Origin of the sequence: Methylotenera sp. G11, from assembly GCF_000799735.1 — a bacterium.
GTDB lineage: Bacteria > Pseudomonadota > Gammaproteobacteria > Burkholderiales > Methylophilaceae > Methylotenera.
The window spans coordinates 413,746-427,978 of sequence record NZ_JUHH01000001.1 but is presented as its reverse complement, the minus strand read 5'-3'; the positions used below and the strand labels follow the sequence as shown (position 1 = coordinate 427,978).

General features: G+C 51.8%; 13 protein-coding genes. All 13 read right to left on the bottom strand.

Annotated features, from left to right (window positions below):
* Nucleotides 1–86: 86 nt before the first annotated feature.
* Nucleotides 87–857, bottom strand: coding sequence for an XrtB/PEP-CTERM-associated transcriptional regulator EpsA (gene epsA / locus GQ51_RS02020; RefSeq protein WP_047549189.1), 771 nt, complete (start codon nucleotides 855–857; stop codon nucleotides 87–89).
* A gap of 174 nt (nucleotides 858–1,031) precedes the next feature.
* Nucleotides 1,032–1,577: a hypoxanthine-guanine phosphoribosyltransferase gene (locus GQ51_RS02015; protein ID WP_047549186.1), complete on the bottom strand. Its 546-nt coding sequence runs from the start codon at nucleotides 1,575–1,577 to the stop codon at nucleotides 1,032–1,034.
* Between the two features lie 54 nt (nucleotides 1,578–1,631).
* A complete protein-coding gene (locus GQ51_RS02010; protein WP_047549183.1) occupies nucleotides 1,632–3,533 on the bottom strand; it encodes a polysaccharide biosynthesis protein in 1,902 nt (633 codons plus the stop codon).
* Between the two features lie 33 nt (nucleotides 3,534–3,566).
* On the bottom strand, nucleotides 3,567–4,127 hold the full coding sequence (locus GQ51_RS02005) for a sugar transferase (protein ID WP_047549180.1): 561 nt from the start codon (nucleotides 4,125–4,127) through the stop codon (nucleotides 3,567–3,569).
* Nucleotides 4,124–5,170: a UDP-glucose 4-epimerase family protein gene (locus tag GQ51_RS02000; RefSeq protein ID WP_081987064.1), complete on the bottom strand. Its 1,047-nt coding sequence runs from the start codon at nucleotides 5,168–5,170 to the stop codon at nucleotides 4,124–4,126. Before GQ51_RS02000 ends, GQ51_RS02005 begins: the two co-directional genes overlap by 4 nt.
* The gene (locus GQ51_RS01995) at nucleotides 5,089–6,000 is read right to left on the bottom strand and encodes a glycosyltransferase (protein ID WP_047549174.1); all 912 of its coding nucleotides are present in this window, start codon (nucleotides 5,998–6,000) and stop codon (nucleotides 5,089–5,091) included. Before GQ51_RS01995 ends, GQ51_RS02000 begins: the two co-directional genes overlap by 82 nt.
* 3 nt (nucleotides 6,001–6,003) lie before the next feature.
* The gene (locus GQ51_RS01990; RefSeq protein ID WP_047549171.1) at nucleotides 6,004–7,323 is read right to left on the bottom strand and encodes a hypothetical protein; all 1,320 of its coding nucleotides are present in this window, start codon (nucleotides 7,321–7,323) and stop codon (nucleotides 6,004–6,006) included.
* A 14-nt stretch (nucleotides 7,324–7,337) separates the two neighbouring features.
* Nucleotides 7,338–7,910 (bottom strand): class I SAM-dependent methyltransferase, encoded by a 573-nt coding sequence (locus tag GQ51_RS01985; RefSeq protein ID WP_047549167.1) that lies wholly within the window; start codon nucleotides 7,908–7,910, stop codon nucleotides 7,338–7,340.
* A 71-nt stretch (nucleotides 7,911–7,981) separates the two neighbouring features.
* Nucleotides 7,982–8,383: a GtrA family protein gene (locus GQ51_RS01980; protein WP_047549164.1), complete on the bottom strand. Its 402-nt coding sequence runs from the start codon at nucleotides 8,381–8,383 to the stop codon at nucleotides 7,982–7,984.
* Nucleotides 8,380–9,693: an NAD(P)/FAD-dependent oxidoreductase gene (locus GQ51_RS01975; protein ID WP_047549161.1), complete on the bottom strand. Its 1,314-nt coding sequence runs from the start codon at nucleotides 9,691–9,693 to the stop codon at nucleotides 8,380–8,382. The genes GQ51_RS01980 and GQ51_RS01975 overlap by 4 nt, the downstream gene beginning before the upstream one ends.
* A gap of 5 nt (nucleotides 9,694–9,698) precedes the next feature.
* Nucleotides 9,699–11,438, bottom strand: coding sequence for a glycosyltransferase family 39 protein (locus tag GQ51_RS01970; RefSeq protein ID WP_047549159.1), 1,740 nt, complete (start codon nucleotides 11,436–11,438; stop codon nucleotides 9,699–9,701).
* Nucleotides 11,439–11,512: 74 nt separating this feature from the next.
* Nucleotides 11,513–12,448 carry an NAD-dependent epimerase/dehydratase family protein gene (locus GQ51_RS01965; protein WP_047553559.1) on the bottom strand — a complete coding sequence of 312 codons (936 nt, stop codon included), beginning with the start codon at nucleotides 12,446–12,448 and terminating at the stop codon, nucleotides 11,513–11,515.
* A 73-nt stretch (nucleotides 12,449–12,521) separates the two neighbouring features.
* Nucleotides 12,522–14,183 carry a hypothetical protein gene (locus GQ51_RS01960; protein ID WP_047549155.1) on the bottom strand — a complete coding sequence of 554 codons (1,662 nt, stop codon included), beginning with the start codon at nucleotides 14,181–14,183 and terminating at the stop codon, nucleotides 12,522–12,524.
* Between the last annotated feature and the right edge of the window lie 50 nt (nucleotides 14,184–14,233).

Sequence of the window (14,233 nt, the reverse complement as noted above, 5' to 3'; positions counted from 1 at the left end):
TATATCGCAGTCAATACAGAAAAATCACAAGCTGACAGACCGAAGCCATTTTCGGAATATTCCGATTTAACGCTCGGCACTGTTATTCAATGCTTTGCCAATAACGCTACAGCCTGCGCCCGTTTACCGACATTCAGTTTCTGATAGATTCTTTTCAGATGGCTTTTTACGGTGTTCTGGGTGATGTCAAGGATGGTTGCAATTTCCTGATTGGTTTTACCCGCCTTGATCCATTCAATGACTTCCAGCTCCCTCTCTGTAAGAGAGGATAGATTAAACGGCAGACTGATCTTGGAAAGGGTTTTTACGGGACCTAAATGCTGGATCTTCCTTAGCACATAATCAATGTGCGGCATCATGAAATCCATCACGGTATTCTTGATCTGAAACTTATTGTATTTGCTGAAAAATACATACAGGCAATCGTTGCCGCCACGCAGGTCACTCACGCCGAACACCAACAGTGAGTTGAGCTCATTCGGCAGTTCAGGAAACACTTTACGGAATTTGCAATCAAATTCACTGGTACCGAAATTATTCAGCGCATAGAAATGACGGTTATTATCCAGCCATAGCTGATACAGATAGGCCATGCATTGATTGACTTCTTTTGATGCCCCGATGATGGCGCGCGTATTGAATGCATCAAGACTGGAGGCCACGTCATACTGAAGCCTGGCATTATCAGCGCCTTCGCTGAAATTGCCCCAGGCTGCCAGCAGCGCATCGTGCGGAATAAACTCTGCAACGGAGTTCTGCAGCCACGTAAAAAAATCGACATGTCTTTTTACTTTATTAGATCGCTGGATCGCTGAGAACAGCCTGTCCAGATAATATCCTTTAACTTCAATATCCATTTTGATGCACCTGTCGAACGCTTACCTACGATGCTTTAATACACGCAAAATAGGTGCCAGAGAAAAAAATACTTAATTAACAGTAGTTTACAAAAGTTACCGTTATTTACATTTCTGGGAATCGTTATGAATTCAACCGTTCTGTCAGTTTTATGACAGGTCGTTACAAGGAGATCATGACGCCTTTAAAGCATAGATGGCAGGCAGGTTGCGCCACCATCCATAAACGTCCATACCGTAACCGAATACATAGCGATCGGGCACCACAAGCCCTACAAAATCAGCGGCAATCGGCTTTTCCTGGTCAAGCAGCTTTTCCACCAGAACCGCGCTCAGCACTTTTGCCGCGCCTAATTCAAAGCACTTGTCCTGTATGGCCTTCAGGGTAACGCCTTGATCAAGGATATCATCAACCAGCAATACGGTACGATTGTCCAGCTTGAGCTTGGGCAGCACCTCCCACTCAAGGGAGCGACCCACGGTTGCATTCTGGTAGCGGCTGGCATGCACATAGTCCAGTTCCATCGGGAAATCAAACTGCATCAGCAATTGCCCGGTAAAGACAATTCCACCGCTCACCACACACAAGACGACAGGGTTTTCATGCTCCAGTACGCTGGAGATTTCTGCTCCCAGCCTGCGGATTGCGGCGTGAATCACCTCGGTGGAATGGATTAACTCAGCCTGTTCAAGCAAGTGCTGTGGATGTAGTGTACTCAATTGATCACCTGCCGGGAAATATTGTTAAAAGAATCATGCTGCAACTAAAAGCTTCTAATGCAGCGTCAGCTGTTCGGGATGAGCCATAGACGCCGTTTTCGTGTCGATCTGGATCTGGGGGTTATACTCCTCCACCCAGACGGCCAATTCTGCTTTCAGGACATTCTCATCGGCATTGGTCGCGCCCGCAATCCAGTTCAAAAGCCTTTTCACCCAGGCGGAATCAGATTTCCTGGCCTTTGCGATACGCAGCTTATCATGCGGCGTCGGCATCGTGTGTTCATCGTCTGCCAGCAATTCTTCATACAGCTTTTCGCCGGGGCGCAGCCCTACGTATTCAATTTTAATCTCATCGGGCTGCAAACCTGACAACCTGATCATGTCAGCTGCCAGGGCAGCGATCTTGACCGGCTCTCCCATATCAAGCACAAATATCTCGCCGCCCTTGCCCATCAGCCCGGCCTGCATGACCAGCTGCGCGGCTTCAGGGATAGACATGAAATAGCGCGTGATTTCCGGGTGTGTAATCGTGACCGGGCCGCCTTTGGCGATCTGCTCACGGAATTTCGGGATCACGCTGCCGCTGCTGCCTAGCACATTGCCAAAACGCACGATCACGAAACGGGTGCCGGCCATATCTTCGGCAAGGTCATCCTGCAGGCCCTGGCAGACCATTTCCGCGAGGCGTTTGCTTGCCCCCATTACATTGGTAGGGTTTACCGCCTTATCTGTTGAAATCAGTACGAATTTTGACACGCCGGCCTCTTTGCAGGCCTGGGCCAGCGTATGTGTGCCAACCACATTATTTGACAAGGCTTCCCATACATTGGCCGTTTCCATCATCGGCACATGCTTATAGGCTGCGGCATGGAACACCACCGAAGGCTGGTATTGAGCAAGCAAGCTGGCCACCCTCTCCTTGTTTTTAACATCGGTAGTCACATATACCAGCCTGGTCGGCAACTGCCGTGAAGCCAGTTCCTGTTCAAGCTGATATAACGAGAACTCTGAAATATCCAGGCAGATCAGCACGTCAGGATTGAACTTCACGATCTGTCGGCAAAGTTCGGAACCGATTGAACCGCCTGCTCCGCTTACCAGCACCGTCTGCCGGCCAATCAGTTTCGTCAAACCTGAGTTATCCAGGCTGACAGCATCCCTGCCGAGCAAATCCTCAACATCCACCCTGCGGATCTGCGACACGCTGACCTTGCCGCTGATCAGGTCATCGATGGCCGGCACCGTCAGCACTTCCAGGCCAAGCTGGTTAGCCAGCTCGATCGCCTGCCTGCGCTTCTGGTGATGCGCAGAAGGCATCGCAATGATCACATGGTCAACATTCAAACGCTGGCTGACTGCGCTGAGGGTATGGATTGCACCGTGAACCTTTACACCAAAAACTTCACGTCCCAGCATTCTGCTGTCATCATCCAGCAACCCGACAACCTGCCATTGCGTGCTTCGCGTCAGGTCCTTGACCAAAGCCACCGCAGCTTCACCAGCCCCCAGCACGATCACCGGGCGGCCTTGCTTGAGCGTGATACCGTAGAGCTGATGCTCTTTCCATGCCCGGTAGGCAAAGCGGCTGCCACCCATCATCAGGATAAGCAGGAGCGGGTCCAGTATGATGACCGAACGCGGTATCACGATACCGGTTTGCAGCATGAAGATTGCAGCAATAACCAGCGCGGTTGCCGATGCTATTGCCAGGCAGATGCGTTTGAGGTCTGAAACGCTCGCAAAGCGCCATACGCCACGGTAGAGACCTAAACTGATGAACACCAGCGTTTGCAGGGACACCACCCAGCTTAATGAATGCAGCATGCTGGCAGTGAACTCCTCCGGAATGGCAAAGTTAAAACGCAGCAGATAAGCGCTCACCCAGGCAATCGCGGCAGCGGCAATATCATGCAGCAACGCAAGAAAAGTACGGAGGTTAATCGGTGTTTTATTCATGTAATGTCTTTTATTGGATTAACTTTATCTATTTTAATGCTGTATACCTTCTCTGCTCAGCACTTTCACAAAAGTGAGAACAATAATTTTCATGTCCATCAGAAAAGACTGCCGCTGCATATACTCCACATCCAGCTTGACCTTATCCGGGATCGGCAGCTCGTCACGGCCATTGATCTGAGCCCAGCCTGTCAGGCCGGGCGTCAGTGCATGCACGCCATATTGCGTACGCAGCCCGATCAGGTCATCCTGATTGAACAATGCGGGGCGGGGCCCGACAAAACTCATGTCGCCATGCACGATACTCCATAGCTGCGGCAACTCATCCAGGCTGGATTTACGCAAAAAAGACCCAACCGGCGTCAAATAGCGGTCAGGATCACCCAGCAGATGGGTCGCCACCGCAGGCGTATCAACCCGCATCGTGCGGAACTTGGGCATTCTGAATACCCGGTTGTTGCGCCCTACCCGGTCAGACCAGTAAATGACCGGGCCGGCAGAAGTCATGCGCACCATGAGCGCCACAAGCAATATAGGCAAAAGCAAAATGATGCATGCAAACAGCGACAGGCATAAATCAAAAAAACGTTTCATTCTTTATCCATCTTAAACAAATCAACCACGGTTGCCCGCAGACCATCCGCCACCGAAACCGGGGGAGTCCAGCCAAGCACGGTACGTGCCTTGCTGATATCCACCTGCAGATTCCCGCATAGCCGCTGCGCCACTGCTTTTTTACCCAGGATTGCGGCACAAAACGCTATCAGCCCCTGCGGCACCGGCAAAAGCCTCGCTTCTATGCCCAATGCCGTGGCACAACCGCGCAGCAGTGCTGTCGTCGACAGGTCATTTCCGTCGGAAACCAGGAATACCTGGTTTGCCGCTGCAGGGTGATCAGCACAACATTCGATCAGACTTAACAGGTTGCCCAGGTAAACAAAACTGCGCTTATTATGGATAGCCCCCAACGGCAGCGGTATGCCGCGTTTGACGTAATCAAGCATGCTGGCAAAATTTGCCTTGACCCCCGCACCATATATCAGCGGCGGCCTGATGATCACAACCTCCATGCCGGTTTGCCCTGCAATCGCCATCAAGCCCTGCTCTGCCTCATATTTCGATTGTCCGTAAGCATCCTGCGGTCTGGCAGCATCTGCCTCCGTGAAAGCCTGTCCCGGTAATGTCTGCTCGCCATTGACCTTGACCGAGCTGATGAAAACAAAGCGCTTCACTCCGGCGGCGGCGGCTTGCCGCGCAAGGTTAAGCGTACCTTCGACATTGGTTTTCCTGAACTCCGCCAGCGGGTCTGCAGCGCTTTCATTCATGACATGCACACGGGCCGCAAGATGAATCACCACGCCACACCCTGATAACGCATCGCTCCATGCGGTGCACTCATCCATCGCAGGTAAAATAACTTTCCGCGCTCTCCCGTCATCCGGACTGTCATCTGAACGCACGGCACAAGTCACCGGCCAGCCTTTTTCAAGCATGTGATGCGTAAGGGCTCGTCCGACAAATCCATTGGCCCCGGTAATTAATACTCTGGATCGGTTCACTGCCTGCGCTTTCCTAGAACACTTAACAGCACACAGGACAGCAGGAAAAAAACCTGATCCCTGAACCGCCTGCGACATTGATAAAAATGCAAACCCAGATACAGCAAACCGGTGCGGCTGCCGTTTGCCCAGCGGCTTACAAACGGGTCATCAGCCACCCCCGCCATATGCGCTATTTTAGCAGCCTGCGTGAATCCCCAGCCATTGGCGATCTTGGTAAACCGATGCAGAAACGCTTTCAGCCCGGCATTCACGCCCACCTGGTTATGCGCATGCTGGCGATACCGAATTCCGGAGAAGTCATCAATCACCCATCGGTAGCCGTTAGCCCTGGCATAGGCGTAAAACAGCCAGTCATGTAAACCTATAGTCTGCGCCTCGTCCCATTTGGACATCAGGTGATGCTGTATTTCGAGCGCCAATTTCCGGCTCAGCACATAGGTACAGCCTGGACCGGCGGCTTCAAACAGGAAATCCCACTTGACCTGCGGCTGGGATTTTCTAATCAGCATCTGCCGCCCGTCTGGCCAGAAGGCAGTCGCATTGCTGGAATAGGCATCAGCGCCGGCTGCTGCCAGCACACTGCATGCACGGCTGAGTTTATCCATTAACCAGATGTCATCCTGGTCAGCGAGCGCAACATAATCAAATGCAGCAAAATCGACATCCCTGACCAGGCGATAAAAATTGGGGGCAGCACCGCCAAAACGCTGCCCATGCGGCAGCACGACAATCCGGCCATCTACCGCCGCCATGCGCTCGACCAAGGCCTCGGTGCCGTCAGCGGAGACATCGACGCTCACGAACAATGTCACATCAACGTCTTTCTGGGCAAAGATGGACGCGATCTGCTCCTGAATCCAGATGCTGCCGTTGTAGGCGGCCAGAATCACTGCAATAGAAGGCATCGTTTATGCGCCCCCTGCTGCCGCGCGCCAGTTCCGGTTAAATTGACGCCACAGGAAGAATGACAGCGGGAACACAAACAAAGCCTGCACACTGAGCATCACCATCACCACCCCGCTCGCAGCGTAAAGTTTAGCCGCGTAGACTGACCCCGGTAGAATGAGCAAGGCGCCGGCCAAAGACACCCAGGCCAGAGGCTCCTTTTTGAACGATCGCAGCTGTGAAGAAAACGCGCCATTGATATGGTAAAAAAATACGAATGCCAATAACCCTGCAAATGGCCAGAACGGCAGCACCCTTGCGAAATATTCCGTTTTTTCAACCAGGGAATGCATTGCCATGACCACGCACGCACCCGCAAAAAACACAAGCAGCGAATGCCTGAGGTCCTTTTTAAACAAACGGTCAAGTAGTCCCCACTCTTTCTTCGCCACCGCCTGGGATAGCGCAGGCACCCTGCGCGCGATCCACGACTGTGCAACAATTCCAAGCATATGGGCAATCGTAAGCGACAGCCCCATTTGCCCAGCCACTACCGGGTTCTGGTAATAAAATAAAATCGGCGTAGCCAATTGTGACATCAGGAACACGCTGATCCAGTTCAAGCCGATGCGCCATTGCAATGGAAGAATCTCATGTGTCCAATTAAAACCGGCGCCTGTGTTTTTACCGGCCAGCCCCCGCAGCAATCCGCTGCGTTTTTTCAGTATCCACAGAACCGTCACCATAATCCCGCACAGCGGCATCATCATGGCTGCCCACAGCCAGCCCCCGAGATACAGCACCGCCCAGCATGCAATCGCCCCTGTCACGCCCTGCAACAGCCTGACTTTATACACCTCGGCGATCTCCCCGCTGCCCTCGACCACTGCCAGAAATGGCAATGTCAGCATGTTCAATGCCGTCATCATTACCAGGAAAACCCACGGCAATCCCCACGTTTCCGCTGAGACGGCCTGGGAGGTCTTGTGGCTGAAGACATTGAACCCCACGGTGAACGCCACCAGTAAAAACAACAAGGCAAAAACTGCATAAACCTTTACCGAGCGGGAGAAAAATGACGAAAAAACCGCAGCAGCATCGCCAGCCACCCGCCCCTGGGGCAGCCAGTGCATATTGACGAACATATGGGCAGTGACCTGGATCAGGGCGGCTGCCAGTCCCATTTCAAACACGGAATACAGCGCGGCCAGGCTTAAAAAAGTGTAATACCAGCCTTGCTGCTCCTGTGTCAGAGTAAAGCTGATCACAAGTACTGTCAGCAGGCCGGCAAAGCCCTGCCATAGCCTTTGAGCAACGATTAAGGATAAACCGCTTCTTAACATAAGGGTAACTTGGGTCAGCCTTCTAATGACCACTGCGAATAAATGCAATACTGGCGAACTTTCCTGCTCAGGTAATCCGATTTCCAGAGCGGTGAATGCAGCATGACATTCACATGAAAACCCAGCTTACCAGCCAGCTTATTTAATGCATCCTCGCTATAAAAGACTTTATGGTCCGGGTCAGCGGACTGCCCTTTCATGCCAGGCACACCGATCAGCAGAACCGCATCCTTGCGCATCACGCGCTTGATTTCGGTAAGCAAGGGAAGCGGGTCTGCCAGATGCTCAAGAACATTATCCAGCAGCACGGAATCAAAACAGCTGTTTTCAAAAGGCAGTTTGTCGATAGGCATCTCATAGGCGATGCAACCGCGCTGCCTGCAATACTCCACGTCTAACTGGTTAATATCCACCCCAATGGAATTGGGGCGAAAAACAAGCATATCACCGATGCCGCAGCCAACATCAAGCATACGTCCTTTCAGGTAGCGATTCAGCCTGGGATAAAGGAAATACTTGCGATATAGCCCGCCGATACAGCTTCTGCCCTGGAGATATTCGAAGTATTGCTGGTTTTTAGTCTTCATTATGAATGGTAGCTTAGGTGCAGGTCAGAAATGTGATGTGACTATAGATGGATATTGCACCCAATTCAATGTTACGAGAAAGAAAATTTTTTATGGCCGATGTAACTGGTAAACACCGGCACGATCAACCCTGTCGCATGTGCGATCTCATGTACAAACGCCTGCACGCCGATTGCAGGCAGCACATAATAGGCCAATGCCATGCTGATTAACCAGGTTTGCAGTACCGCAACGAGATTCACCAGTACGAACAGCATGCCGGAACGCTGCAGAGACTTACGGCTATCCTTGAATACAAAAAGCCTGGCGAGGATAAAGGCTGTCGCCATTCCTGCCACGTAAGCAAGAATAATGGCCAGCGAGAAACTGGTCCACCAGTTAAAGACGATGCGGCTGGCAAAATTCACTGCCGCAGCGATGCCGCCGGTAACCAGGAAAAAAATAAACTGCCTGGATTTGAATTGCCGCATCATGCCAGCGCTGCCTTTGCCATTTTTCGCCCGAAATCTATGCTTTCGGAAATTCCCCTGTCTTCAGGGTAATAATAAGAGGTGTCTGCCACCCAGAGTCCTTTGACAGGCAATGCAACCGGAGGCAGCCTGCTCAGGTGCCCAGGTTCGCACACCGGCTGCGCGTAACGGTAGCGGCTGACACGGATGTCAATAAAATCCTCATCGCTCAGTGCCGGATTGATCTTCTTCAGGTATTGCTTCACTTTATCGGCAAAGGTCTGGTCAGGGTCAGAGAATTTAGGATGCTCCCCAGGCATGTAAAAAGGCACGTAAACGATATGCTGCGCCATTGGCCTCAGGTTCGTATATTCCACCAGGCCCGGGATATCCATTTCCGGATCGTTAGTGTTAAGCCAGAAATTTTCTGTAACTGCCCTGGATAGCCTGACGATGACGCATGCCACAGCGATGTTTTTAAGTGACCGGTATGCAGCCAGTACGTCATGCGGCAGATCCGGCATGAGCTTGGCTACATGCGGCAACGGTATCGTACTGATGACTTTATCAAAGGCCTCAAACCGGCCATTCACTTGCAGCCCGGTCACCCTGCCCTCCTGCATGACCACCTTGCCCACAGGCGCCTGCAGGCGGATTTCACCGCCTTTTGCCACAATCGCATCCCGGATGGCATTCAGCAGTGTATTGGAGCCGCCTTCCAGGTAACCCAGTTTTTCACGAAACAGGCTGTAGCGTGAGCGCCCGATGCGCCGTATGCGGCTCCATATCCAGGCTGCGGAAAGCCCGCCGGCATAATCATAGAACTTATAATCGAACAGCCTGCGCCACAGAACCTCATAAGCCTCGTCACCTACCCAGCGCCTGATCCAGGCGGTGGCTTCAACCTGATCCAGCGCCTGCCAGTTAACCCGCTTAGTGGAGAGATAGGCATGCAGGCCATAACGCAGCTTGGCTGCAAGCCCGAGGCCACGAAACCTGAGCAGCGCCAGCGGGTTTCCCCATGGCTGTAGCTGCCCCTGATACCAATAGCCCATTTTAGTTTCTACCCACCGCATTTTTCCGCCCAGGCCTAATTCATCAAGCATGGATAAAAAAGCATGGTCGGAAATGCAATGAAAATGGTAATAGCGCTCTATATCAATCCCCCCGAAATCAAAACTGGCAGTCATGCCGCCTATGCGGTCATCCGCCTCGAACAATACGGGGCGGTATCCATCAAGAGCCAGCTGGTATGCAACAGCCAGCCCCATCGGGCCGGCACCAAGTACCGCGATGGGCTGTGAGCTCTTACGACTGTCAACTTGATCGTTCATACGCTTTATTTTCGATGCAACACATGGATATGCTGGGGGCTGAAAGGTAAATATGCCTCGACCGGATAGCTTGCCTCTAATGTATAGCCTTTAACGATCGTGAAATACACTGGTGAAAATGCAACCAGGTATTCATTATCCTCTACCCACCAGCCTTTGGGGCGTGGCTTCAGGTGGTCTTTGGAAAAAAGGTACATCCCGTTAAACTCAAAACCGCCGTCTATCCGCTCCGGCGCCACGCCCTGCCGCTTCACCAGGTCGTCCAGGGCTGCCCAGCGCACGCGGTTCCAGGCCAGGTAATCATGTGCAGCCAGGCTGGTCATGATCGCGCCGGACACCGTTATGACAATGACAACGGCGACTTTTGAACGCGACAGTTCATGTGTAAGTGTGGTGGCGGCAGACACTTTCAGTTGCATCAGGAAACTGGCGGCCAGCATGGGAAGCAGCAAATAACGGTCGTACAGGGTAGGCAGCAGAAAAGTAGGTACGCAATAGATGAGCGCGGTAGCACCGAATAAGATATATAGCCGTATCTTCCGCATGTCTTCAGCCTGTTCGCAGAACCATACCTTCGCAATCTTATCCCTGCTGCGCCACAAACCGCGCACCGCAGTGAATAAAAAATGCAGCATCAGCCCTGCTGCAAAAACGATCAGCAAGCCTATAAATAACCAGCAGTAACCCACCGTGATCCGGTATTCAGGGAAGTAGCCCACCGCGCCATACTGCAATGAAGGGCCGACCCCGAAAGCGCTTAGGATATTGCCGCCAAAACCAAATGCCCCTTCAAGATAACTTTGCAACGGGAACAGCTGCATGCCTGCCAGGCGCAGGCTGTAATACAGCAGAAGCGTGCCGATCGCCAACAGGCAAGCGGTAACGGTATCGATCTTTTTATTCAAATAGAAAAAAATAAGCAGTATCAGCGGCAATAGAAACAGTGCGAAAGACAATAGCGTTTTAAAAACATTCAGCCCGAATACCGTCACGAAATCCAGCAAAGGCAATGAAAATGCACGCCTGATCTGATCAATCTGATAGCCATGCATCGCAGGCAGCTGGTGATGTACATCGAGCCATGCACGATATAACAACTGCACAAGCAGGCAAGCCAGCAAAGGAAGGACTGCCCGAGTGATTGCATTCAGCGACAGCCTGCGCCCGGCCATATAAGCAAGCGCATAGGCAATTGCAATTGCGAAACCGAGCTGCCGGATCAGCAGCGCAAGGACAAGCATCACGGTGCCGGCAACGATATCCTGCGTCCTGTCACTATGCACAGCCCTGGCCAAGAACAATAACGACATTACAGAAAAAGCAAAAAACGGCACATCCGTCATGAACGTATTGCTCATCGTGAAATAAACCGGATTCACCATCAGCAGCACCGCTCCCAGCAAGGCCAATGGCAATGGCACGCCAGCCTCACGGCTTAACCTGAATGCAGTCATGACACCCAGCAGGCCGAGCACAAGTACCGACATCCTCAGCACAGTGAATGACGGCTCCAGCAGCCATGAAAAAAACCACCCCCATACCACCTGCGTCAGCAAGTTCATTGCCGACCAGTCTGAAATCACCAGCCGGTGTTGATACAGCAGGGCTCTTACCGACTCTGCATACGCCCAGTCATCAATCAGCGGAAAATCCCCGACCGGGTTGGCCGCTGCGATCATCATGCCCCAGAGTGCCACGATAAAAAGCATGGATAAGGTCTCTGGATTGGGTACTTTAATTTTCATTTGAATCAATGTTCATTCAAGTCGTGTTTTCAGCGTTGATTAACATGCTTTCAATTAAGGGGCCTGATCGGAACTCAGAACTCCAGAACCACTTTGCTGTATTCGGCGTGGCCAAAAGTCTCCTCTATCGCCTTGGCTAAAGGTGTGGCAGGCACATTGAACATCCCAGGCCAGTCAATCACTTCAAATTCGTCCTTTGCAATCAAGGCAGCAAGCTGCTGCGTGGTAAAAGGCGGATTCCTGTCGAACACCTCCCAAATCCAAAGCAAGCTGTAAAACAGCACGAATGGAATATGAACGATAGGCGCGCCTGCACCGGTTACGCGTTTGATCTCGCGGATGATGTCGATATAATCGATCTTTTCATGCCCGGATATATTGTAAATACCGCGATCAATATTGTTGCGGATGCAGCTGATGATGATGTTGCAAAAGTCACCCACGTAAAGCGGCTGGCGCATGTAACGGCCGTTTCCCGGTACCGGGAATACCGGCGCTTTCTTCATGAAGCGCGAAAGCCAGCCCAGATGCTTGCGGTCAAACCAGCCAAACATCAAAGTCGGGCGCAGTATCGCACAGGCGATACCACTGCGCAGCACCAGCTGCTCCTGGTCTCTTTTCGTGCACGTGTAATAATCTTCAGCGGCGGACTCTACCACTGATGAGCTTACATGCACCAGATGCGGTACATTGTTAGCCTTGATTGCATCGAGCACAAGGCGTGTAGCATCAACATTATTCCGTACAAACTCACGGTAGTCCGTGCCGCCTATCTGGGCCTGCAGCATGACGACAACATCGGCACCACTGAAATGCCTCTGCCAATCGCCGGGTTCGGCAAGGTCTGCAAACTCAGCCGCGATCTCAGGCTGCAGCCGTTTCAGGACTTCAAGATTCGCCCTATGCTTATCAAGAACCACAATATCGGTAAACCCCTGTGCCTTGAGGCGCACAACAAGGTTCTGCCCGACAAGCCCGGCGCCGCCGGGCAAGACTATTTTCCGTTGCATCAGCATATCCGTCCGGCTACATGCATGTAACGTTCAACTGCATCCATCATAACCTCCGCCTTATTGTTATTCCTTAATCAGCTATGCGTTTCCAGATTGCGATCCTGCCGAACGTCTGTTCCAGGTGATAATGATTGCGTATATAAACATCCAGCAGGTGTACGCCGCTGCTTTTTGCGCTCTCATTCGGCTCAGCAACATCATCCCAGCTGGCTTCCAGCCAGACATACTGCAACTTGCGCTTCTCCAGTTCAGCAATGATCTCAGCCTGCACGCCTGCGGCAGTCTGGAGCCCGGGGTCAAAGTGATGCCACTTGGTCGCAGGCATCCTTTGCGCCTGGAAGTAACTGGCAACGTCATTCACAAACACTTTATCATGCCGGTTCAGGCCGATATAGATACGTTCATCCGGCGCCGTGTGCTTTTTGATGAAATCAATTGCGGCATTTCTATCCGGCTCAAGGCTGAATTCTGTAAACACCTGCCTGGACTCAGCCAGAAAAGCGCTGCACCTGCTGCTGATCACCGGATCCGGAGCAACCCGGCCATAAGCCCGGTATAGCTCTTTCACCACGATATGATCATGCCATTTTACGAACATTTTTACCAAGCCATAAGTCAGGGCCGAGCCACTTGTATGTATGACGAGGATGATTGCAATCCAGCCCAGCCAGCTTTGGGTTCTGATGCCGTACTCCAGTATCATGGCCAGGACCATTAACGCCGGGATCAGCGCCAGCTGCATTTGTGCAGGGCCAATGCGGACAATGCCTTTGGCATAGAAAAAAACAAGCAATACTGTAAAAAATATCAGGAAGTTGACACTTCCATGCTGGGGAGATCCCCCCAGCAATAACGCATGGCGACGCGTCTTTTCATCAGCCTGGATCGTTTTTGCCAGAAATGCGGCGATCACGACCAACACCAGAATGAGCGGAAAATATACCACGCCTGATTCCACTGAAAACACCTCGGGGAATGGCAGCCCCCTGAACTTTGCGTAATGCCCTACAGGGAAAAATATGATGTCGTGAGCAAAGGATGCGATCGCCCCGTTCAGCCAGTAAAAGCCTAACAGCATTAGGACCGGGATGCCGCTTGCGAGAGTGTATAGGGATATATTCTTTATCATCTGGTCGGCATGGGTTTTCAAACCCGATAAACTGATCAGCAATACCGAAACCAGGTTGGCAACAAACAGCAAAAAACCGATGTCGTACCTGAAATAAGCCGTTAACCCGGTCAGCAGTCCCGCCGCAAGCGGATACCGGCTTGAGGCGCCTGAGCTAGCGCTCTTAACCATGATCGCGGTCGCCACGATAGCGAGGAGTAAGGCCGGGTATATCGGGTAACCATGCATGCTGATCGCAGCCAGCCACAATGCAGCAATCGCGCTGATGATGGCTACGATCAATGTTCTGCAATGCTGCATCAGCAGTGTATAGACCGCAGTCACGATGCCTGCCCGCACGGTTAAATCAAACAAGCGCTCAACGATCACGTGCTGGCCAAACAGATCGAACAGCCATGACAATATATAAAACTCGGCAGGTCCGTAATTGATATAGAAATCCCGATGCGGAATATCCCCCGCATTCACCCGCATCGCCGCAGTCAGCACAATGCCTTCGTCATAGACATTGATGCGTTTGTCCATGCTTAAAAAAAACAGTACGAATGCGATGAGAAAAACCATGCCAGCCTTTAACAAGGTATTCGTTTTTATGCGCTGCATAAGGCACCAATATCCGTAAGTTTAATCTTCACGATCAAAAAACTTTCTAT